Genomic DNA, 21,624 nt, shown 5'->3' with positions numbered 1-21,624 from the left:
TAAAGCGCCTATGTCTATCGTGCAATGGCTTCTTCTCATTCTCTTGATCGCCGTGGTCGGCGGTGCCTATTGGTACATGCGACGTCAGGCGGGCGACGATCCCTGGCGGGGTATGGACGACACGCCGCGGGGCGCCGGCGAAGACAGTCCGGACACAGGCGAGCATGGCGAATCCCTGGGCGGCGATTCCTACGTGGTGGGCGTGCGGACGCTGTCGAAAAACACCCCGGCCAGTCGGCGCGCCGCCGGCAAGGTAGACGCTCCGCTTGACGAGCATGAATACGAAACCGGCGGTGGGCAGGGCGTGGAAGCCTCCTGGACGGCCTACAAGAAACGCGGCGCCGAACCCAAGCCTCTGCCGGAAGAACAGGACGCCGTCGCAGCCGGGGCAGACAAGCAAGCCCAGGCCGCGCCCGGCGGCGGCGAGCGGGTCGAGAACATGCGCGCGCCGAGCGCGCCGCCCGGCGCCGAGCGTGAAGTGTTCCTGTTGCATGTGGCCGCGCCCGCAGGGCGCATGTTCGACGGTCCGGACGTGCATGTGGCCCTGCAGTCGCAGGATCTGAAGTTCGGCATCAACGATCAGTTCCATCGCGTGACCGAAACCCACGGCATTCCGGAATCGGTGTTCGCGGTGGCCAACATGGTCAAACCGGGCACGCTCGATCCGGTCGACCAGGATCATCTGCATACGCCCGGTCTGGTGTTGTACACGGTGGTGCCGGGGCCGATTCAAGGCGGCGCCGCCCTGCGCGACATGATGGAAACCGCCAACGGACTGGCCCAGGCCCTGGGCGGCGAAGTGCTCGACGACAAGCGCGCACTGCTCAAGGCCCAGACCGCCCAGTACATGCTGGATAAGGTCGCCGATCTCGACCGGCGCGCGAAGATCGCCAAGCGCCGGTAGTGGCGGCAAGCAGCGCGACAAGACAAAGGGCGGCGCAGCTCGCCGAACAGCTGCGCGAACACAGCCGGGCGTATTACGTAGACGACGATCCAACGATCTCGGACGCCGAATACGACCGGCTGTTTCGTGAGCTGCAGGATCTCGAGGCCGAGCACCCGGAACTGATCACCTCGGATTCGCCTACCCAGCGGGTAGGCGCGCCGCCGTCGGACAAGTTCGAGTCGGTCGATCACGCCACGCCCATGCTGTCGCTGGGCAACTGCTTCGACGACGACGAGCTGGCGGAATTCGATCGCCGCGCGCGCGAGGCCGTCGATGGCGGCGCGCTGGCCTACTGCGCCGAGCCCAAGTTCGACGGCACCGCGCTCAACCTGCGCTACGAAAACGGCGTACTGGTACGGGCGACCACGCGCGGTGACGGCATCACCGGCGAAGACATCACCCCCAACGCCCGTACCATTCGTAATCTGCCGCTGCGTCTTGCCGGTGAAGACGTGCCCGACTTCATCGAAATTCGCGGCGAAGTGGTGCTGGCGCGCTCGCGCTTTAATGCGCTCAACGAGCGGCTGGAAAGCGAAGGTCAGAAAGCCTTCGTCAACCCGCGCAATGCCGCCTCCGGCAGCCTGCGCCAGCTGGATTCGACGATTACCGCGCGCCGGCCGCTGGCGTTCATGGGCTATGGCATCGGCCGCGTCGATGGCATCACATTGCCCGCCAGCCTGTACGAACAGCTCCAACAGCTGCAGGCCTGGGGCTTTCAGATCAGCGAGCACGTCGACCGCGTACAGGGGTTGGACGGCTGCAAGGCTTACTACGAGGCGATGGCCGAGCGGCGCGCGAATCTGGATATCGAAATCGACGGCTGCGTATTCAAGGTCGATGATGCCGCCGTGCGCGACGAACTGGGCTTCGTCGCCCGCGCGCCGCGCTGGGCGATTGCGCGCAAGTTCCCGGCCGAAGAAACCACCACGCTTTTGAACGCGGTGGAGTTTCAGGTCGGGCGCACCGGCGCGCTCACGCCCGTGGCCAAGCTCGAACCGGTCTTCGTGGGCGGGGTGACCGTTTCCAACGCCACCCTGCACAACATGGACGAAATCGCCCGCAAGGACGTGCGCGTGGGCGATACCGTGGTCGTACGCCGGGCCGGGGACGTCATACCCGAGGTCAAGGAAGTCGCGCGCCGGGGCGAAAATTCGACGGCGATCGAATTACCGGCTGAATGCCCGGTATGCGGTTCGGCGGTCGAGCGTGTCGAAGGCGAGGCAGTGGCGCGCTGTACCGGCGGGCTGGTCTGTGCCGCGCAGCGCCGCGAAGCGCTCAAGCACTTTGCCTCGCGCCGCGCGCTGGATATCGAAGGCCTGGGCGATCGCCAGATCGAAGCCTTCGTGGACGAAGGCCTGCTCGAATCGCCGGCCGATATCTTTGCCCTGCACGAACATCGCGATGCGCTCGTCGAACGCGAAGGCTACGGCGCGAAGTCGGTCGCCAATCTCTTGGCCTCGATCGAGGCCAGCAAACAGACGACGCTGGAGCGCTTCGTCTTCGCGCTGGGCATTCGCGAAGTGGGCGAAACGATGGCCCGCGATCTGGCCCGGCATTTCGGCACGCTGGATGCGCTGCGCGACGAGGCCAAGGCCTATCTCGAACGGGTCGCGCACGCCGAACAGACGCATCCGGACAATCGCGCCGCGCGCGATCGCATGCTCAGCGCGGAAGGCCTGCAGGCGGTGCCCGGCGTGGGTGCGCGGGTGGCGCACTGTATTGCGGATTTTTTCAGCGAGCAGCGCAATCTCGACGTCATCGATGCGCTCATTGCCGCCGGCGTTGCCTGGGAAACGGTCGATACCGACGACACCCCGCAGCCGCTGGCCGGCCAGACCTTCGTGCTCACCGGCAGCATGGACAGCCTGACCCGCGACGAGGCCAAGGCGCGTATCGAAGCCCGCGGCGGGCGGGTCACCTCCAGCGTCTCCAAGAAAACGGATTATGTGGTGGCCGGCGACAGCCCCGGCAGCAAGCGCGACAAGGCCGAAAAACTCGGCGTCACCCTGCTCGACGAAGCCGGGTTTCTGGCGCTGCTCGACGAGGCCGGTTCGTAACAACCCGCGTCCGGGCGATTTTTACACCGTGCGCAAAAGGAATATCCCGATGGCGAAGTCAGTTCTGAAAGCTGCTGGCCCCGTGGCCATGATGGTCGCGTTGTCCGGCTGCACGACGTTGTTTGTAACCCCGAGCGACAGCCAGTGCGCAAGCGATCTGGCCGAAGTCGAGCGCGCTGCGGCGGCCGCGCGTAAGGCACTGGCCCAAGGCGTGGATGCCGAACAACGCCAGCCCATGCTCGATCTGTTGGTGGATGCTGCCGACCAGGCCCGCGCAAGCTGCGGCTACGAAAAGCCGGACACGCCGTCCTCAAGTCGGGCGCGCCAGCCGAAGGCCGGCTAGGGCCGGTCTATCTAACCGGGCGCGGTTCGCGTTCGAGTGCTCGAATTCGTTGTGACAAGGCGCGCGAGAGCGCAGCGCCTGCCGGCTTGGCAGGTCAGGGCCGGCAAGACGGCTCGTGCTGTATTCGAGGCCGAGGCTGTGACGAATCGCGGCTTGACGAACCGCGCATTGCGCGCCTGGCCGGCGCCGAGGCATCGCTTGCCTGCGACAGGCAGGCGACGCCTGTCGTTTCGTGCCCGCCATGCGTGACGCACGTCGGCACGACCACGGCGTCTTGTACAGAGGTTGCCCTCGTTGTCATCTGTAAACGCTTGTACACGAACACGCCAGCGCTTACGCTTGGCCGCCGTTTATTTGTTCACACAGGTAGAGTCTCGTGGCGCTTAGCTGGCTTGAAGTCACCACCGATGAAGTACAGTCCAAACTCGGCGCGAACGAGCGTCTGGCCGAACGTCGGGCCACGATCGAAAAGCAGGTGCGCGAGACGCTCGAGTCCCTGGTCGAACCCGCGTTTCGAAAAGCCGCCGAGGCCGACGGCTGGGAATACTTCGAACAGGCGCATACGGAATGGTCGGTCGTGCGTTGCGGTATTCATGGCCCCGGCGATGTCGAGCGCGACCCGACGGTGGCGTTTCGTATTGCCGAGTTCGATGCCTATCAGCCGCTGGTGATTCTGCGCCGCAAGCCTGAAGGCGCGGCTGCCCAACCCAGCTCCGAAATCGTCAAGCTCGACAAGCTCGACGCCGAGACGCTGCAGCGCTTTCTTGCCGACAGCTGATCTGCGCGCGGGCCGCACATCGGCGGCCCGCGTCTTGCTATAGCTCGTAGGCCAGTCCGGTATAGAAAGTACGATCCGGGGCGGGCTCGTAGTAACGCCCGCCGAAGGCATTGATACGAATGTTGTCGAAATAGACTTCGTCGAACAGGTTGTCGATGCCGAAGTAAACGGTCAGCTTGTCGTCGCCGGCCTCGATGGTCTTGCCGATACGGCCGTTGAAGATCCATGCGTGGTCGATCTTGGCGGTATTGGCGTTGTCGGCATAGAACGAGCCGGCATAGCGCATGTCGAGCGTGGCATAGCCCACATCCGCGTCGCGCCAGGCCAGCTCCGCGAACAGGCGTTCCTCCGGTAGGCCGGGCAGGGCGTTGCCGGCATAGTCGTTGCCGCTGTCGTCGACGAAGTCGCGATATTCGTAGTCGGCCAGGGTGTAGGCCGCCATGGCCGAGAGTTCGTCGTTGAAGGCGTACTCGAGCTTGGCCTCCAGCCCCTTGCGGCGCGACTTGCCGGAGTTTTCGTAGAAGTCGCGCCGGCCGTCGTCGTTGAACACTACCAGCTCGTCGCGTACGTCGATCCAGAAGGCGCTGATCTGATAACGGGCGCGGCTGCCGAACTCGCCCTTGGCGCCGATTTCGTACTGGGTGGCTTTCTGCGGATCCAGGTCGCTGTTGAAGCCGCCGTTGCCAGCCGGATCGGCGAATTCGGTAAAGGTGGGGGATTCGAAGGCATTGGCCACGTTGGCGTATACCCGCTGGCGCTCGGCCCAGGCATAGCTCAGGCCGGCGTTGGCGGAGACTTCGTGATAGGTGCGCGAGCCGGAGTCGTCGGGGTCGGTTGCGGTGATGAAGGCGTCGTCGATATCGAAATCGAGATAGTCGTAGCGCAGGCCGGTGGTCAGCTCCAGATCCCGGGTCAGCGAGAACACGTTCTGGGCAAACACGCCGATGCTGGTGGCCTGCTGATCTTCTTCCAGGCCGAGCGCGCCCTTGTTGCCGGCGATGTTGTCGTAGCGGGTCCGCGCATCCTGCTGAATCTGGGCATCGATGCCCGCCACGAGCTGGTTGTCGTGGCCGAATAGCGTGTCGAAGCGCGTGCTCTGCAGGCCACCGCCGAAGAAGTCGCGGTCGTAGGCCACCACGCCCGCATCCTCGAAGGGCAGATACTGGATGAAGTCGCGGTTGCTGTAGAACAGGTTCGCCGAATAGCTCTGGTTCTCGGCGAGCTGGTCTTCGTACACCAGGCCCACGGTCTGCTGCGAGGCCGACTGGCGGGCATCGAATGCGAGGTTGGCGTCGCGTGCCGCGCGCCGGTCGGCTCGGGCCTGTTCCAGGGTTACGCCGCCGGGGTCGAGCGTGTCCGGCGCATCGAGCACGCGCGTGACCAGCCGCAGCGTGCCGGTGGCGCCCACGCGGCGTTCGAGCTTGCCGGTGAGCTGCTGTTTCTTGACCTCGCTATGGGCGCGATAGCCGTCGATATCGAGCTGGGAGGCGGTCAGCGCATAGCCCCAGTCGCCGCGCTCGTGGGCGGTGGCGGCTTCGATCCGCCGATAGCCGTGGCCACCCACGGTCAGTTCGCCGCGATCGATTGGCCCGCTGGCCGGCGTGGTGGTGATATCGACCACGCCGCCGGTGGCGTTGCCGTAAAGCGCGGAAAACGGGCCGCGGATCACTTCAAGACGCTCCACCGCGCCGAGGTCGATGGTGTCGGTCTGGGCCTGGCCGTCGGCCAGCGTCTCCGGGATACCGTCCACGAGCACCTTGACCCCGCGCACGCCAAACGCCGAGCGCGCGCCAAAGCCGCGAATGGAAATCCGCAGGTTCTGGGCGAAGTTGCTGCCGTTGTTGGCGTAAACGCCCGGCGTGCGGTTGAGTGCGGAATCCAGCTGCGCCTTGGCCCGACCCTGCTGGATATCGCGGGCTTCGGTTACGTCGACCGCGGCCGGCGAGGTGAGCACCTCGGTGTTCAGCCGCAGGCTTTGCACTTCGATTGGCGCGAGCGATTCGAGGCGGTCGATGTCATCGTCGCCGGCCGGGGCGCCGACCCTGTCCTGGGCATGGGCCGGCAGCCCGAGAGTCAGGGCGACGGCAAGCGCCACCGTGCGGTGCCGGTACGGGCGATGGATCATGTTGTGTCCCCTCAAACGCGCTGGCGTTCGTTCTTGTTCTATGTCGAGCGGGCGAGTCGTTCAGCCAGCGCGGCGCGCCGGTTATTCCTCCGGCGCCAGCGCGCGAATCGATACCGCGTGTATATCGGTTTGCATCAACGTGCCGAGCGCTTCGTAGACGAGCTTGTGGCGCTCGATGGGCGACGTGCCGGTGAAGCGGGGCGAGCGGACGGTGACATGGAAATGGCCCAGGCCCGTCTTCGCCCCGGCATGGCCGGCATGCAGGTGGCTGTCGTCACGAATTGCGACTTCCTGCGTGTTCAGGCCCTGTTCGAGCGCTTCGCGAATACGCGGAATACGATCACTCATACGCTCAGTAAACCTTCTTGTACGGATAGACCGTGCTTTCCATGTACACGCCCTCGGCGTTGTACGGATCGACCTTGGCCCAGGCACGGGCATCGTCAAGGCTGTCGAACGCCGCGATGATGATGCTGCCCTGAAAGCCGTCGGTGACCTTGCCATAGGCATCCTCGCGTGGCAGCGGGCCGGCGGTGAGCAGGCGCCCGGCCTGGTCGAGTTCCTCGAGCCGTGCACGGTGTTCGTCGACGGCCTTCTTGCGGCCATCGCTGCTGTCCGCCACATCGAAAGACACGATCGCAAAATAATCCATGGGATTGTCCTGACCAGAGTTTGTAATACCGATAACGCGCAGTGTGCCGCATCTCGGACGCGATCGGCCAAGAACGACGAAAAAACCTGCCGCGCCATCGACGTAGCCGATATAATGCCCGCATGGCCGAAATCGTTCACGTACACGCCGAAACCCCACAGCCACGCCGTATCAGCCAGGTGGCCGATGCCTTGCGCGCAGGCCGGGTGATTGCCTATCCGACGGATTCGTCCTACGGCCTGGCGTGCGCGATGGGTGACAAGAACGCGATCGATCGTATCCGGCAGATGCGTGGCTTCGGGCGCGATCATTTCTTCACGCTCGTGTGTCGGGATCTGTCCGAAATCTCGACCTATGCCAAGGTCGAGAACACCAGCTTTCGCCTGCTCAAGGCGGCGACGCCCGGCGCCTATACCTTCGTTCTGCCCGCATCGAAGGTGGTGCCGAACTGGCTGGCCCATCCCAAGCGCAAGACCATCGGTATTCGCGTGCCCGGGCATCCGGTCGCGCGCGCGATTGCCGAGGCAATGGACGAACCGATCATGTCGGTCACCGCCCAGCGTCCTGACGACGAAATCCCGCTCTCGGAGGCCTTCGACGTACGCGAGGCCTTCGACAAGCAGCTCGATATCATCGTCGACGGCGGCGCGACGGGCGTGGAACCCACTACGGTGGTGGATCTGACCACCGCGGTGCCGCAGATTCTGCGCGCCGGCAAGGGCAGCGCCGAAGCGCTCGGGCTGGACCCGGTCGACGCGTGATCCCTTTGGAGGGGGGGCGGACTTTTTCTGGCCCGCCAATGCACGCGAATGAGCGCAACTAACGCGCTCTTTTAGGTTGGCTTAGGCCGCAGGCCGTAAGCCCACATGGCAATCGCCTCGTGGGCGGTTCGAGGCGCGTTGCCGGTTAACTCGCGGGTTTCGTTCTTCGTTGGATTACGCTTCGCTAATCCAACCTACGCGGCTGTAACGACGCGACATTGGCCGGCTTTGTGACCTGTCTTATTAGGCCCGGGCAACGCCCTGCAAAGCCAGCAAATGTATACTCGCGCCTTTGATTAGTCCGTGTCGACTGAACTGCCAAGAGGCCGCGTGTGAGTTCCGAGATTGCCAAACCCATCGTTCTGTCCGGTATCCAGCCTTCCGGCGAGCTGACGCTCGGTAACTATATCGGCGCACTCAAGCACTGGGTGGCCATGCAGGACAGCCACGACTGCCTGTTCGCGCTGGTCGACATGCATGCAATCACGGTGCGTCAGGACCCGGCCGCGCTGCGCGAGCGCTGCCACGAGTTCCTGTGCCTGTACCTGGCCGCCGGGATCGATCCGGAGCGGGCTACCATGTTCGTGCAGTCGCACGTGCCGGCCCATGCCCAGCTGGCCTGGCTGCTGAACTGTCATACGTCGATGGGCGAACTCAATCGCATGACCCAGTTCAAGGATAAGTCGGCCAAGAACGTCGACAACATCAACGCCGGGCTGTTCGACTACCCCGTGCTGATGGCCGCCGACATTCTGCTTTACCAGACCGATGCCGTGCCGGTGGGCAACGACCAGAAACAGCATCTCGAGCTGGCCCGTAATCTGGCCGAGCGCTTCAACGCGCGCGCCGGCGAAGACCTTTTCACCGTGCCCGAGCCGATCATCCCGGAAGTGGGTGCACGTATCATGAGCCTGGGCGACCCGACCGCGAAGATGTCCAAGTCGGACGATGTCGAGGCCAACGTCATCAAGCTGCTCGACGAACCCAAGCGGGTGATCAAGAAGATCAAGCGGGCGGTCACCGATTCCGACGGCGAGATTCGTTTCGACGAGGCCGAAAAGCCGGGCGTATCGAACCTGTTGTCGATCTATTCGGCTGTGACTGACGAGTCAATCGCCGATCTGGAAAACCGCTATGCGGGCCAGGGCTACGGCGCGCTCAAGGGCGATCTGGCCGATGCGGTGGTGGCCTTTCTGGAACCGCTGCAGCAACGCTATGCCGAATACCGCGACGATACGGCCGGCCTGGATGCGCTGCTTGCCCGGGGCGCCGCGGCGGCGCGCCAGCGTGCCGAGCCGACCCTGGAGCGCGCCTTCGCGCTGACCGGTTTTCTTTCCTCAGCCTAGGCGTATCGCGAGGCTCGAAAAACCGGGTTCGCAAATGCACGCGAATAGGGCGGAACACAGATCGCTCGAAGCACGGGTGATCTGATGTTCACGCCGCATGTTGCACACGGTAGATAATCAACAGCGGCGTGGCTGAATGACGCCACAGAATAGGTAACTGCGGTAAAACGGGCCCATCGCTCGTCGTCATCTGCTTTTTCATCGCGTTCATTCGCGGACGGTTTCTTCTTCCTGAACAACGCTTAAGACAGCCACTTTAAGAGCGAACCTTGACCGAATCGGCAACCGACGACCACCCGCAGCAAGCAGCCGACGCCAAGTCGGCCGCGGCCGTGCGTGTCGGCGGCGAGCCGCTCGAACATGTGCCGGAGGATCTCTATATCCCGCCGGATGCGCTGCGGGTGTTTCTGGAAACCTTCGAAGGCCCGCTCGATCTGCTGCTGTATCTGATCCGCAAGCAGAACCTGGATATCCTGGATATTCCGGTACATACCATCGCCCACCAGTACATGACCTATATCGAGGTCATGCAGGAAATGGCGATCGAGCTGGCCGGCGAGTATCTGCTCATGGCCGCCATGCTCGCCGAGATCAAATCGCGCATGCTCTTGCCCAAGCCCATCGAGGAAGAAGACGAGGGCGAAGACCCGCGTGCGGAACTGGTACGCCGCCTGCAGGAATACGAACAGTTCAAGCAGGCCGCGGAGCAGCTCGACGAGTGGCCGCGCAGCGGGCGCGATATCACCCCCGTACAGCACGGCCCGAAGCGTATTCATATCGAACGCCCGCAGCCGGAAACCGATCTCGGCGCGTTGCTGCATGCCCTGCACGACGTGCTCACCCGCGCCGAGCTGTTCACCGAACACAAGATCGAACGCGAGCCGCTATCGGTACGCGAACACATGAGCCGTATCCTCGAACGCCTGGGCAGCGGCCAGGCCTGTGCCTTCGTCGCCCTGGTGGAAACCAGCGAAGGTCGGCTGGGCGTGGTGGTATCGTTTCTGGCCATTCTCGAACTGGCCCGCGAAGCGCTGATCGCCATCGACCAGGCCGAACCCTATGCGCCGGTTGCGCTGCGCCTGGCCGGCCCGCGCCCCGAATGAACATCGACCAAGAAAAGCCCACGTGAGCCACGACGAACCCACGCCAATCGAAACCCAGCACGACAGCGAGGCGTCGGCGAACGAGCCGGTAATTGCCGATTCCGTGTTGCGCTGTATCGAAGCGCTGCTCATGGCCGCCGACGCGCCGCTGTCCATCGACCAGATCGTGCGTCTCCTGGATACCACGCACGCGCTCGAACGCGCGGATGTACGCGCCGGCATCGAGGCGTTGCAGGCACGCTATGCCGATAGCGCGATGGACCTGGTGGAGGTCGCCAGCGGCTGGCGTTTCCAGGTGGGCGCCGACTATTCGGCGCTGGTGTCGCGGCTCTGGGAAGAGCGCCCGCCGAAACTGTCGCGGGCCATGCTCGAAACGCTGGCGCTGATCTGCTATCGCCAGCCCATCGCCCGCTCGGATATCGAAGCCGTACGCGGGGTGTCGGTATCGTCGAACATCGTCAAGACGCTGCAGGAATTCGGCTGGATCAAGGTGGTGGGCTATCGCGACATGCCGGGCCGACCGGCGTTGTTCGGCACCACGCCGCAGTTTCTGGACGATTTCGGCGTGTCGCGTTTGGCCGATCTGCCCAGCCTGCCGGAGATTCAGGATCTGGATGCGCTCGATGCCGCGCTCGCGCGGCTGCAGGGAAACGAGAACACGTCGGACGAAGCCGGGGACGAGGAATCGTCAGAAGGCGAGGCGCAGGCCGTGGATGCGACCGCCACGCAGTACGACGAAACCGAACCGGATACGGCGGCCGATGATGCAGGTCAAAACGACGAAACGCCGCCTTCGCCACACTAGGGCCCTACACTGGCGTTATTGGCTTGGAATCGCGCGCGGCGCGCCCATTGTCTCGACAGCAACAGCTCGATGTCGCCGTAGCGCGTGCAATCGCCACGGCGGACTGATTCAAGTACGGAAACACTCAGATCATGGCTGCATTGAACTCCGAACGCGTACTCAGCGTGCATCACTGGAACGATTCGCTGTTCAGTTTTACCACCACCCGCGATCGTGCCCTGCGCTTCGAGAACGGCCAGTTCGTGATGATCGGTCTGCAGCAGGAGAAAAAGCCGCTGCTGCGTGCCTACAGCATTGTCTCGCCCAACTACGAAGACCATCTCGAGTTCTTCAGCATCAAGGTGCCGGACGGCCCGCTCACCTCGCAGCTGCAGCACCTGAAAGAGGGCGACGAACTGCTGGTCAGCCGCAAGCCGACGGGCACGCTGCTGATCAGCGATCTGCATCCGGGTCGCAATCTCTATCTGATGTCCACGGGCACGGGCCTGGCGCCGTTTCTGTCGATCGTGCGCGATCCGGCCACCTATGAACGCTTCGATCGCGTCATCGTGCTGCACGGTGTGCGTCACGAGAACGATCTGGCCTATCGGGAGCTGCTCTCCGAGACGTTGCCCAACGACGAGATGCTCGGCGAGATGATTGCCGCCCAGATGCGCTACTACCCGATCGTCAGCCGCGAGCCGTTTGTCCACCAGGGCCGTGTCACCACGCTGCTCGACAACGGCACGGTCAGCGCCGATCTCGGCCTCGAGCCGCTCGCCCCCGAACACGATCGCGTGATGATCTGCGGTAGCCCCGGCATGCTCGCCGACTCTGCCGCACTGCTCGACGCCCGCGGATTCGAAGTCTCTCCGCATATCGGCGCGCCGGGCGACTACGTCATCGAGCGCGCCTTCGTCGAAAAATAGCAGGCATCACGGCGTCGTGTTCTTCTGCAGATAAACGCGGGCGAACGAATTTGATGGAGCGGTGGCCACAGTGTGCGTCGCCGAATCCATCTCGTTTGGTCAAACGTGCCACGGCGCGCCGTATTTGCATTGTTGCCGGCGTCTATCTGCGCGCACCTTCTGAATTCGTGCCAAGTTGCAGTCGTATCGGTCGCAGGCTGTGCCGATCAATCGCCTGGCAACCCGCCAGAACTGCCGATAGCCGGATTGCCGTCGGCGATTACGCCGCAAAGCTTGAACCGGCCGGTTAAACTAGTTCACTCGTTACCGGCGCCTACAGGAAGCCTCATGTCCGAACGTCTACAGAAGCTGCTCGCGAGCGCCGGCTACGGGTCGCGTCGCCAGCTCGAACAGGTCATCGAGGCCGGGCGGATCCGCGTGAACAACAAGGTGGCCACGCTGGGCGACAAGGCCGACGCGCGCGACGAGATCCGCATGGACGGCAAACGCCTGAATCTCGACGAGCGCCTGAATACGCGCACCCGCGTGCTGGCCTACAAGAAACACGTCGATCAGGTGGTCACCCGCAAGGACCCGGAAGGCCGGCCCACCATCTTCAAGAGCCTGCCCAAGATCAAGGCGGGGCGCTGGCTCGCCATTGGCCGTCTCGACGTAAATACCTCCGGGCTGTTGCTGGTGACCACCGACGGCGAACTCAAGCGCCGTCTCGAACATCCCAGCTACGAGATCGTACGCACCTATGCCGTGCGCGTGCGCGGCCAGGTGGACGACGCCATGATCGAACGCCTGCTCGAAGGCGTGGAACTCGACGACGGTGTGGCCCGGTTCGACGCGATTCGCGTCGCCGACGATGCGCACAAGGCCAACCGCTGGTTCGAAGTCACCGTGCGCCAGGGACGTAATCGCGTGGTGCGCCGGCTGTGGGCCTCGCAGGGCGTGACCGTCTCCCGGCTCATGCGCGTGGGTTTCGGGCCCGTGGCCCTGCCCGGCGGCGTGAAAGCCGGAGGCTGGCGCGAGCTGGATCGCAAGGAAGTACGCGAACTCGCCGGGCTCGTCGACCTGCAACGCTAGGTGGCGGAAAAACAGCCGACGGCGTCGGCGCTACGCGCATTCCATGACGGTCTGGCTGCGGCCTACGGCCCGCAGCATTGGTGGCCGGTACAGGATGCCGACAATCCCCGTTTCGAAATTCTCGTCGGCGCGGTGCTCACCCAGCATACGGCCTGGACGAACGTGGAAATCGCGATCGCCGAACTGCGCGATGCCGGGCCGCTGACCGCCGAATCACTGCTGGCCCACGATGACCTGCCGGCGCTGATCCGCCGTGCCGGCCCGCACAATATCAAGGCCCGACGCCTGCGCTCGCTCTGTGAGTGGTTCGTGGCCCAGGGCGGGTTCGACGTGCTGCAAACGCGCGACAGCGCCACCCTGCGCCGTGAGCTGCTGGCGTTGCACGGAATCGGTCATGAGACCGCCGACGTGATTCTGCTCTATGCCTTCCAGCGGCCGGCGTTCGTGGCGGATGCCTACGCGTTTCGCATCATGGAGCGCTATGGCTGGACCAGCGGCGCGCGCAACTACGAGCGCCTGCGCCGGTCGATCGAAGCCGTCGGCCCCGATAACGATGCGGGATTTTACGACGAACTCCATGCCCTGATCGTTGCCCATGCGAAACAGCGCTGCCACAAGCGCAATCCGGACTGCGGGCACTGTGTGCTTCACGATCGTTGTGATCACGGGCAGGCCGCCATTTCTGAATCCGAGCGCGCCGTATAGCCGGGTAGGTTGGCGTGGGTTGGCTTAGGCCGCAGGCCGTAAGCCAACAGGTAACGACGCTCTCCCAGACGACACGAACCGCGCAGGTCGAATCGGCCCCGCGGGCTGTGTTCTTTGTTGGATTACGCTGCGCTAATCCAACCTACACACGACGTCGCCGCTATACCCAAGCGGCCGGAATCCCCCGCGTAGGTGGCTTAGGCCGCAGGCCGTAAGCCAACAGGCAACGACGCTCTCCCAGACGACACGAACCGCGCAGGTCCAATCGGACCCGCGGGGCTGCGTTCTCTGTTGGATTACGCTGCGCTAATCCAGCCTACAACAATCGTGACCTAACCGAATTACAGTCACCGCGCACGTCCGCGCGGCGACGGAAGCCGGTCGGCGTTATAACCGACTATGCCGTGGCGCCGCGTCGCTAAGGTCGTGGCAATTGGCGGTGATCGCCAATAGATCAAGCCGCGACGGGCTGCCCGTCCGCGCCCAGGATCTGGCCGGTGGTGCCGCGTGCGGCGGCCGACAGCAGATGTACATAGGTGTCGGCGATGCTTTCCGGCGGCTGCGCCGATGGGTCTTCGGTGGGAAATGCCTTGGCGCGTAGCGGTGTCTGTCGCGGGCCGGGGTCGATACCGTTGAAGCGCAGGCGATCGCTTTGTTCGTGCTCGACGGCAAACATCTTCACCAGCGAGCTCAGCCCGGCCTTGCTCACGCCATAGGCACCCCAGAAGGCTTTCGGCTTGGCGGCCGCATCGTCGAGGGTGAAAACCACCGAGGCGTCGTCCACGGCCTGCAGCAACGGCAGGCACAGCTGGGTAAGGGTGAAGGCGGCGGTGAGGTTGATATGCATGATCCGCTGCCAGCCGTCGATCGGGTGGGTGGCCAGCGGCATGAGGCCGTCGAAGCGGGCGGCCAGATGCACGACGCCGTCGAGATGGCCGCAGTCGGCGGCGATGCCGTCCACCAGGCGCTGGTAGTCGTCTTCACCGGCGCGGGTCACGTCCAGGGGAAACAGCGCGGGCTCAGGGCTGCCGTCGGCGACGATGGCATCGAACACCGGGGTCAGCGTGCGCTCGCGCCGGCCAAGCAGCACGCACTCGGCGCCGGCCGCCGCGATCGCGCGTGCCACGACGGCGCCCAGGCCGCCGCCCGCGCCGGTTATGAGAATCACGCGGTTGGCGAGCGGTTTGGAATCGGTAGATACGGTCATGGGACGGGCTTTTTCGGTTTCAGGTCGGGTGCGCGCCGGCAATCGCCTGCGCATCCAGCTGTTCGAGCGCGGCGGCGAGGCCGGCGACGGTATCGATGACCACGTCGGCCTGCCAGCCGTGGATATCGTCGCCGGGCGGAATATAGCCGTAGGCCACGCCGATGGTGGCCATGCCGGCGACGCGGCCGGCTTCGATATCGCGATCGGAATCGCCGATATAGACACAGCGGGCGGGGTCGACGCCGATACGCTCGCAGGCCATGTACATCGGCGCCGGGTCGGGTTTGGCCACACCCGCGCTGTCGCCGCCGATCACGCAGCCCGGCGGCGGGTCGAAGTCCATATGATCCATCAGCGGCAGCGCGAGCGCTTCCATCTTGTTGGTGACCACGCCCCAGGCCAGGCCGCTGTCGGCGAGCTGGCGCACGAATTCACGCATGCCGTCGAAGGGCCGGGTATCGCGGGTCATGCGCTGGCGGTAGGTTTCGATGAACAGATCGTAGCTGGCGCGATAGTCGGCATCCTCGGGGGTGAGATCGAGGCCCTTGCGGAGCATGCCGCGCCCGCCGAAGGAACACATGGGCGCCAGTTCGGCGAGCGGCAGGGCTTCGAGCCCACGTTCTACGCGCATGTCGTTGATCGCCCCGGCCAGATCCGGCGCGGTATCGAGCAGGGTGCCGTCGAGATCGAACAGCACCGCATCGAAGGCTTGTAACTTCATGCGCGGCTCGCGGCGGGTTTGCGGGCGTGCAGGAAGTAGTTCACGTCCGGGCGCTGGGTGAGCGCGGCGCGGCGGGGGAAGGGGTTGTAGTGCATGCCTGCGATCTCGGCGACCTCGAGATGCGCGCGCCGACACCAGGCGCCCAGCTCCGACGGACGAATGAGCTTGCTGTATTCGTGGGTGCCGCGCGGCAGCAGCCCGAGCACGTACTCCGCGCCACCGATTGCCAGCAGCCAGGCCTTGGCGCTGCGGTTGATGGTGGAGAAGAACAGATGGCCGCCAGGGGCGGTGAGCATGGCGCAGTCGTCGACGACATAAGCCGGCGTATCGACATGTTCCAGCATTTCGTAGCAGACGACGATATCGAAGGCGCCGGGCAGCTCACGCATCAGATCGCGGCTGGATACACAGCGATAGTCGATATCAAGATCGCTTTGTTCGGCATGGGCCTTGGCGGCTTCGATCAGTTCGGGCGCCAGGTCCAGGCCGGTCACCTGGGCGCCGCGTCGGGCCAGCGCTTCCGAGAGAATGCCGGCACCGCAGCCGACATCGAGCACGCGCTTGCCGGCAAGCGGCGCGCGTCGGTCGATGAAATCGGTTCGCAGCGGGTTGATATCGTGCAGCGGGCGCATTTCGCCCGCCGGGTCCCACCAGTGTTCGGCCATACGGCCGAATTTGGCCAGTTCGGCGTTCTGATCGCTTGTCATGAGGTGTCCTTTGCGTGGGCTGCGAGCTTGTGTTGCCAGTCGGCCGCGCGTGCGGCGATATCGGCTTCGTCCAGGGTGGTGAGCCGGCGATCGGCCAGCAGGCGTTGACCGGCCACCCAGGTGTCGCTGACCTGTTCTCGGCAGACGTTGTAGACCAGGGCGGCGATCGGGTCGAACACCGGTTTGGTTTCGAGCGCGTCGAGATCGATGGCGCACAGGTCGGCCATCTTGCCGGGCTCGATCGAACCGGTGGTTTCGGCGATGCCCAGTGCTTCGGCGCCGCCGATGGTGGCCATGCGCAGCACGGTATCGGCACTGACCGCGGCCGCGTCGTCGGCGGCGATCTTGCCGATGAACGCGGCCGTGCGCATTTCGCCGATCATGTCCAGATCGTTGTTGGAGGCCGCGCCGTCGGTGCCCAGCGCGACGTTGATGCCGGCATCGATGAGCTTTTGTACCGGGCACAGGCCGCTGGCCAGCTTGAGGTTGGACTCGGGCGAATGCAGCACGTGGACGCCGTTACGCGCGCACAGCGCGATCTCCTCGTCGCTGAGCTGGGTCATATGCACGGCGAGGAAGTTCGGCGTCAGCAGGCCCAGGTCGTGCAGGCGTGCAAGCGGGCGCTGGCCGTTCTTTTGCTCGGCATCGGTCACCTCGAAAGCCGTTTCGTGGACGTGCATATGCACGCGCAGATCCATTTCGTCGGCATAGGTGCGGATCTTTTTGAGCGGCGCATCGGAGACGGTATAGGGCGCATGCGGGGCAAACACCGTGGAAATGCGATCGTGACCGCGCCAGGCGTCGTGCAGGGCCAGGCCTTTTTCCAGGTATTCGTCGGCGTTGGCCGCCCACACCGTGGGGAAGTCGATCACGATCATGCCGACCGTGGCCCGCATGCCGGCCGCTTCCACGCGTTCGGCGACCACGTCCGGAAAGAAATACATGTCGTTGAAGCAGGTGGTGCCGCCGCGCAGCATCTCGGCCATGGCCAGATCGGTGCCGTCGGCGACGAACTCGGGCGACATGAATTCGCCTTCGGTGGGCCAGATGTAGTCGCTCAGCCAGGGCATGAGCGGCACATCGTCGGCGATGCCGCGCATGAGGTTCATCGCCGCATGGGTATGGGTATTGATCAGTCCCGGTATCAGCAGATGCGTGTCGCGGTCGATGACTTCTTTCGCATCGAAGCGCTCGCGGGCTTCGTCGCTGGGCAGTACGGCTTCGATCAGGCCGTGGTGAATGGCCACGGCATGGTTTTCGAGCAGCCGCGAATCGCCGCAGACAGGGGCGACCCAGCGGGCATGAACAAGGGTATCGATCTGGCGCATGGAAACAGGCGATCAGTGGGGAGCGCGAACGCCCGCCACTCTAGCGCAATCAAGCGCTTTTGGCACACGCGCTGTGCTAACATGACCGGCTTTACGCGACGGCGCTGAACCGCGTTGCACGACCGGCCATCGCCGCCGGCGAGTGCCGACTCCCAGCCCGTGGATACGCACCGAATGCGGCCTGCGTTGCAGGCGGCTAGAACGAATTAAAACTCTATGGCAGACGTCGCAAAAGAGATTCTTTCGATCAACCTCGAAGACGAGATGCGCCAGTCGTATCTCGACTATGCCATGAGCGTGATCGTCGGGCGTGCGTTGCCCGACGTGCGCGACGGCCTCAAGCCCGTGCATCGGCGCGTGCTCTACGCCATGCGCGAACTGGGCAACGACTGGAACAAGCCGTACAAGAAGTCGGCCCGTGTGGTCGGCGACGTGATTGGTAAGTACCACCCGCACGGCGATTCCGCGGTCTACGACACGATCGTACGCATGGCGCAGGATTTTTCCATGCGCTATGTGCTGGTCGACGGCCAGGGCAACTTCGGCTCCATCGACGGCGACGCGCCGGCGGCTATGCGTTATACCGAAGTGCGCATGGCGCGTCTGGCGCACGAAATTCTGGCCGATATCGAAAAGGATACGGTCGATTTCATTCCCAACTACGACGAATCCGAGTCCGAGCCGGCGGTGCTGCCCACCCGCCTGCCCAACCTGCTGGTCAACGGCGGTACCGGTATCGCGGTGGGCATGGCCACCAACATCCCGCCGCATAACCTCACGGAAGTCGTGAACGCGGTGCTGGCGGTCATGGACGACCCGCAGATCAGCATTGCCGGTCTGATGGAACACGTGCCCGGTCCGGATTTCCCGACCGCGGCCATGATCAACGGCGCCGACGGCATTCGCGAGGCCTACGAAACCGGGCGCGGTCGCATCTACATGCGGGCCCGGGCGCACTTCGAGGATGTCGACGAGCGCGGCAAGCAGTCGATCGTGGTCACCGAGCTGCCGTATCAGGTCAACAAGGCCCGGCTGCTGGAAAAGATCGCCGAGCTGGTCAAGGACAAGCGCATCGAGGGCATCACCGAGCTGCGCGACGAGTCCGACAAGGACGGCATGCGCATGGTCGTGGAGCTGCGCCGCGGCGAAACGCCGGAGGTCGTGCTCAACAATCTGTATCGCCATTCGCAGATGCAGACGGTGTTCGGCATCAACATGGTCGCGCTCGACGACGGCCAGCCGCGCACGCTGAACTTGAAGCAGCTGCTGGAAGCCTTCATTCGTCACCGGCGCGAGGTCGTGACCCGGCGTACCCAGTACGAGCTGGCCAAGGCTCGTGCCCGGGCCCACGTGCTGGAAGGCCTGACCATCGCGCTGGCCAACATCGACGAAGTGATCGCCCTGATCAAGGCCTCGAGCGGTCCCGCGGAAGCGCGCGAAGCACTGATCAACCGCGAATGGCCGCCGGGTCAGGTGGTGGACATGCTCGAGCGCGCGGGGGCGGAATCCTCGCGCCCGGCGGATCTGTCCAAGGCGTACGGGCTGCAGGACAACGGCAGCTATCGTCTGACCGAAACCCAGGCCCAGGCGATTCTGGACCTGCGTCTGCACCGGCTCACCGGCCTGGAGCAGAGCAAGATCATCGAAGAGTTCGAGCAGCTGCTCGAAAAGATCGCCGATTACATCGAGATTCTGTCCAACATGGCGCGGCTGTTCGAGGTCATCCGCGAGGAGCTGGAGGCGATCCGTCGCGACTACGGCGACGAACGCAAGACCGAGATTCTCGACAGCCATCTGGATCTGACCACCGCCGACCTGATCACCCCGGAAGACGTGGTGGTCACGCTCACCCACGAAGGCTATGTGAAGAGCCAGCCGCTGGATGCTTATCGCGCCCAGCGTCGCGGCGGGCGCGGCAAGTCGGCCACCCAGACCAAGGATGCCGACTTCATCGACAAGCTGTGGGTCGCGCATACCCACGACACGCTGCTGTGCTTCTCTTCGGCCGGCAAGGCGTACTGGCTCAAGGTCTACGAGCTGCCCAGCGCCGGTCGCGGCGCGCGCGGCAAGCCCATTGTGAACCTGCTGCCGCTGGAGGCCGACGAGCGCATCTCCCAGGTGCTGCCCATCAAGGACTTCAACACCAGCGAAAACGTGTTCTTCGCCACCCGCAACGGCACGGTCAAGAAGACCGCGCTGGAGCAGTTCTCCCGGCCGCGCTCCAACGGCATCATCGCCATCGATCTGCGCGACGATGACGCGCTGGTGGGCGTGGACCTGACCAGCGGCGACGACGAGCTGATGCTGTTCTCTTCGGGCGGCAAGGTGATTCGTTTTGCCGAACAGGACGTTCGTGAAATGGGCCGTACGGCCGCGGGCGTACGCGGTATCCGCCTGCCCGAGGACGAGGACGGCGCGGCCGTGATCGCGCTCATCGTGATCCGCGACGGCGATATCCTCACGGTGACCGCGCAGGGCTACGGCAAACGCACGCCGGTGGACGATTATCCGCTGCGCGGTCGTGGCGGCCAGGGCGTGCTCGCGCTCAAGCAGTCCGACAAGAGCGGTGCCGTCGTAGGCGCGACCCAGGTGCTCGAAGACGATGAAATCATGCTGATATCCAATATGGGTACGCTGATTCGCACGGCCGTGGCCGAAATATCGGTGCTCGGCCGTAATACCCAGGGTGTACGCATCATCCGGGTGGCCGACGACCAGCATCTGGTCGGCGTCGACCGTATCGTCACCGACGACGAGGAAGACGACGGCGAGGCGGACGGCGAAGACACGGGCGCGGAGAATGGCGCCGACGATTCCAGCGACGACCGCAGCGCGGATGACGCGCCGGCCGCCGACGATAACGATTCGGACCCTGCCGCGGACTGACCTTCGCGCAGCGTCGATTTTCAAAGGAGACTTTTATGGCACGCGTCTACAACTTCAGTGCAGGGCCGGCCACACTGCCGGTCGAAGTGCTCGAGAAAGCCCAGGCCGATCTGCTGGATTGGCAGGGCACCGGCATGTCGGTGATGGAAATGAGCCATCGCGGCGATGCCTTCGTCTCCATTGCCGAAAAAGCCACCCAGGATCTGCGCAAGCTGCTGAACGTGCCCGAGGGCTACAGCGTGCTGTTTCTGCAGGGCGGGGCCGCGGGCCAGTTCGCGGGCGTGCCGTTGAACCTCATGGGTACGTCGCAAAAGGCCGACTACGTGGTTAACGGCAGCTGGGGCAAGAAAGCGGTCAAGGAAGCCGGCAAGTACGGCGATGCCCAGGTCGCGGCCAATTCGGCTGTCGACGGCAGCTTCACCGACGTGCCCGCCCGGGCCGACTGGCAGCTGCGCGACGACGCGGCCTATGTGCATTACACCCCTAACGAAACCATCGAGGGCATCGAGTACCCGGACGTGCCGGATACGGGCAATGTGCCGCTGGTGGGTGACTGGTCGTCGGCGTTCCTTTCCAAGCCGATCGACGTGTCCAAATACGGCGTGATCTATGCCGGCGCGCAGAAGAACGCCGGCCCGGCGGGTGTCACCATGGTCATCGTGCGCGACGACCTCATGGGCAACCCGCAGCCGGGCGTGCCGATGGTGCTGGACTACAAGCAGCAGGCCGATGCCGATTCCATGCTCAACACGCCGCCGTGTTTCGCCTGGTACATGGCGGGCCTGACCTTCGAATGGATTCTCGACAATGGCGGCCTGGAAGGCATGGCCGAGCGCAACCAGCGCAAGGCCGACAAGCTGTACGGCTTTATCGACGGCTCGGACTTCTACAGCAACCCGGTAGCGCCGCATGCCCGTTCGACCATGAACGTGCCGTTCCTGCTGGCCAACGACGATCTCAACAAGACGTTCCTGGCCCAGGCCGAGGAGGCCGGGCTGTCCACGCTCAAGGGCCATCGTTCGGTCGGCGGCATGCGTGCCTCGATCTACAACGCCATGCCGGAAGCCGGCGTCGACGCGCTGGTGGACTTCATGCGCGGTTTCGAAAAGGCCAACGGTTAAGACATAGCAATCCGCAGATTGCCCAGATCGCCCAGATTCGAAGACCGGCTGTAA

General features: G+C 64.4%; 20 protein-coding genes. 13 read left to right on the top strand and 7 right to left on the bottom strand.

Going from position 1 to position 21,624, the window contains the following annotated elements:
- The first annotated feature begins 10 nt into the window (after positions 1 to 10).
- From C84B14_RS04060 to C84B14_RS04045, 4 genes are all read left to right on the top strand, one after another.
- Complete coding sequence (locus C84B14_RS04060; protein ID WP_353222037.1) at positions 11 to 904, top strand: cell division protein ZipA; 894 nt, start codon at positions 11 to 13, stop codon at positions 902 to 904.
- Entirely contained in the window at positions 904 to 3,003 is a 2,100-nt protein-coding gene (gene ligA, locus C84B14_RS04055) for an NAD-dependent DNA ligase LigA (protein ID WP_353222035.1), read from the top strand. The genes C84B14_RS04060 and ligA overlap by 1 nt, the downstream gene beginning before the upstream one ends.
- A gap of 49 nt (positions 3,004 to 3,052) precedes the next feature.
- The gene (locus tag C84B14_RS04050) at positions 3,053 to 3,346 is read left to right on the top strand and encodes a hypothetical protein (protein WP_353222033.1); all 294 of its coding nucleotides are present in this window, start codon (positions 3,053 to 3,055) and stop codon (positions 3,344 to 3,346) included.
- Positions 3,347 to 3,722: 376 nt separating this feature from the next.
- A complete protein-coding gene (locus C84B14_RS04045) occupies positions 3,723 to 4,124 on the top strand; it encodes a hypothetical protein (RefSeq protein WP_353222031.1) in 402 nt (133 codons plus the stop codon).
- Positions 4,125 to 4,161: 37 nt separating this feature from the next.
- Here C84B14_RS04045 and C84B14_RS04040 read toward each other — a convergent pair whose 3' ends face one another.
- The 3 genes from C84B14_RS04040 to C84B14_RS04030 all read right to left on the bottom strand — a co-directional run bounded on the left by C84B14_RS04040 (position 4,162) and on the right by C84B14_RS04030 (position 6,901).
- Positions 4,162 to 6,249 carry a TonB-dependent receptor family protein gene (locus C84B14_RS04040; RefSeq protein ID WP_353222029.1) on the bottom strand — a complete coding sequence of 696 codons (2,088 nt, stop codon included), beginning with the start codon at positions 6,247 to 6,249 and terminating at the stop codon, positions 4,162 to 4,164.
- An 81-nt stretch (positions 6,250 to 6,330) separates the two neighbouring features.
- Positions 6,331 to 6,597, bottom strand: a complete 267-nt coding sequence (locus tag C84B14_RS04035; protein WP_348767907.1) for a BolA family protein — start codon at positions 6,595 to 6,597, stop codon at positions 6,331 to 6,333.
- Between the two features lie 4 nt (positions 6,598 to 6,601).
- Positions 6,602 to 6,901: a YciI family protein gene (locus C84B14_RS04030; RefSeq protein ID WP_348767908.1), complete on the bottom strand. Its 300-nt coding sequence runs from the start codon at positions 6,899 to 6,901 to the stop codon at positions 6,602 to 6,604.
- Between the two features lie 122 nt (positions 6,902 to 7,023).
- Between C84B14_RS04030 and C84B14_RS04025 the strand changes: the two genes are divergently transcribed.
- The 7 genes from C84B14_RS04025 to C84B14_RS03995 all read left to right on the top strand — a co-directional run bounded on the left by C84B14_RS04025 (position 7,024) and on the right by C84B14_RS03995 (position 13,600).
- Positions 7,024 to 7,662, top strand: a complete 639-nt coding sequence (locus C84B14_RS04025; protein WP_353222027.1) for an L-threonylcarbamoyladenylate synthase — start codon at positions 7,024 to 7,026, stop codon at positions 7,660 to 7,662.
- 344 nt (positions 7,663 to 8,006) lie between these two features.
- On the top strand, positions 8,007 to 9,008 hold the full coding sequence (gene trpS / locus C84B14_RS04020) for a tryptophan--tRNA ligase (protein WP_502949887.1): 1,002 nt from the start codon (positions 8,007 to 8,009) through the stop codon (positions 9,006 to 9,008).
- Between the two features lie 269 nt (positions 9,009 to 9,277).
- Positions 9,278 to 10,111 (top strand): segregation and condensation protein A, encoded by an 834-nt coding sequence (locus C84B14_RS04015; RefSeq protein WP_502949886.1) that lies wholly within the window; start codon positions 9,278 to 9,280, stop codon positions 10,109 to 10,111.
- A gap of 22 nt (positions 10,112 to 10,133) precedes the next feature.
- Positions 10,134 to 10,916 carry an SMC-Scp complex subunit ScpB gene (gene scpB / locus C84B14_RS04010; RefSeq protein ID WP_353222023.1) on the top strand — a complete coding sequence of 261 codons (783 nt, stop codon included), beginning with the start codon at positions 10,134 to 10,136 and terminating at the stop codon, positions 10,914 to 10,916.
- Positions 10,917 to 11,047: 131 nt separating this feature from the next.
- Entirely contained in the window at positions 11,048 to 11,824 is a 777-nt protein-coding gene (locus C84B14_RS04005; RefSeq protein ID WP_353222021.1) for a ferredoxin--NADP reductase, read from the top strand.
- A 327-nt stretch (positions 11,825 to 12,151) separates the two neighbouring features.
- Complete coding sequence (locus C84B14_RS04000; RefSeq protein ID WP_348766141.1) at positions 12,152 to 12,895, top strand: pseudouridine synthase; 744 nt, start codon at positions 12,152 to 12,154, stop codon at positions 12,893 to 12,895.
- Positions 12,896 to 13,600: an endonuclease III domain-containing protein gene (locus C84B14_RS03995; RefSeq protein ID WP_353222020.1), complete on the top strand. Its 705-nt coding sequence runs from the start codon at positions 12,896 to 12,898 to the stop codon at positions 13,598 to 13,600. It abuts the gene before it with no gap.
- A 454-nt stretch (positions 13,601 to 14,054) separates the two neighbouring features.
- On the opposite strand, the gene C84B14_RS03990 is transcribed toward C84B14_RS03995, so the two are convergent.
- The 4 genes from C84B14_RS03990 to C84B14_RS03975 are packed head-to-tail and all read right to left on the bottom strand — an operon-like array spanning position 14,055 to position 17,563.
- A complete protein-coding gene (locus C84B14_RS03990; protein WP_353222018.1) occupies positions 14,055 to 14,807 on the bottom strand; it encodes an SDR family oxidoreductase in 753 nt (250 codons plus the stop codon).
- Positions 14,808 to 14,826: 19 nt separating this feature from the next.
- The gene (locus tag C84B14_RS03985; RefSeq protein WP_353222016.1) at positions 14,827 to 15,528 is read right to left on the bottom strand and encodes an HAD family hydrolase; all 702 of its coding nucleotides are present in this window, start codon (positions 15,526 to 15,528) and stop codon (positions 14,827 to 14,829) included.
- Positions 15,525 to 16,235: a bifunctional 2-polyprenyl-6-hydroxyphenol methylase/3-demethylubiquinol 3-O-methyltransferase UbiG gene (gene ubiG / locus C84B14_RS03980; protein ID WP_353222014.1), complete on the bottom strand. Its 711-nt coding sequence runs from the start codon at positions 16,233 to 16,235 to the stop codon at positions 15,525 to 15,527. Before ubiG ends, C84B14_RS03985 begins: the two co-directional genes overlap by 4 nt.
- Positions 16,232 to 17,563, bottom strand: coding sequence for a TRZ/ATZ family hydrolase (locus tag C84B14_RS03975; protein WP_353222012.1), 1,332 nt, complete (start codon positions 17,561 to 17,563; stop codon positions 16,232 to 16,234). Before C84B14_RS03975 ends, ubiG begins: the two co-directional genes overlap by 4 nt.
- A gap of 216 nt (positions 17,564 to 17,779) precedes the next feature.
- Here C84B14_RS03975 and gyrA point away from each other — a divergent pair, with 216 nt between their 5' ends.
- Both gyrA and serC read left to right on the top strand, forming a co-directional pair.
- The gene (gene gyrA / locus C84B14_RS03970; protein ID WP_353222010.1) at positions 17,780 to 20,449 is read left to right on the top strand and encodes a DNA gyrase subunit A; all 2,670 of its coding nucleotides are present in this window, start codon (positions 17,780 to 17,782) and stop codon (positions 20,447 to 20,449) included.
- Positions 20,450 to 20,484: 35 nt separating this feature from the next.
- Positions 20,485 to 21,570, top strand: coding sequence for a 3-phosphoserine/phosphohydroxythreonine transaminase (gene serC / locus C84B14_RS03965; RefSeq protein WP_353222008.1), 1,086 nt, complete (start codon positions 20,485 to 20,487; stop codon positions 21,568 to 21,570).
- The last annotated feature ends 54 nt before the right edge of the window (positions 21,571 to 21,624 follow it).

The organism is Salinisphaera sp. C84B14 (assembly GCF_040361435.1).
Lineage (GTDB): Bacteria > Pseudomonadota > Gammaproteobacteria > Nevskiales > Salinisphaeraceae > Salinisphaera.
Note: the sequence above shows the minus strand (reverse complement) of the source record. Positions and strands in the feature narration are given on the sequence as shown.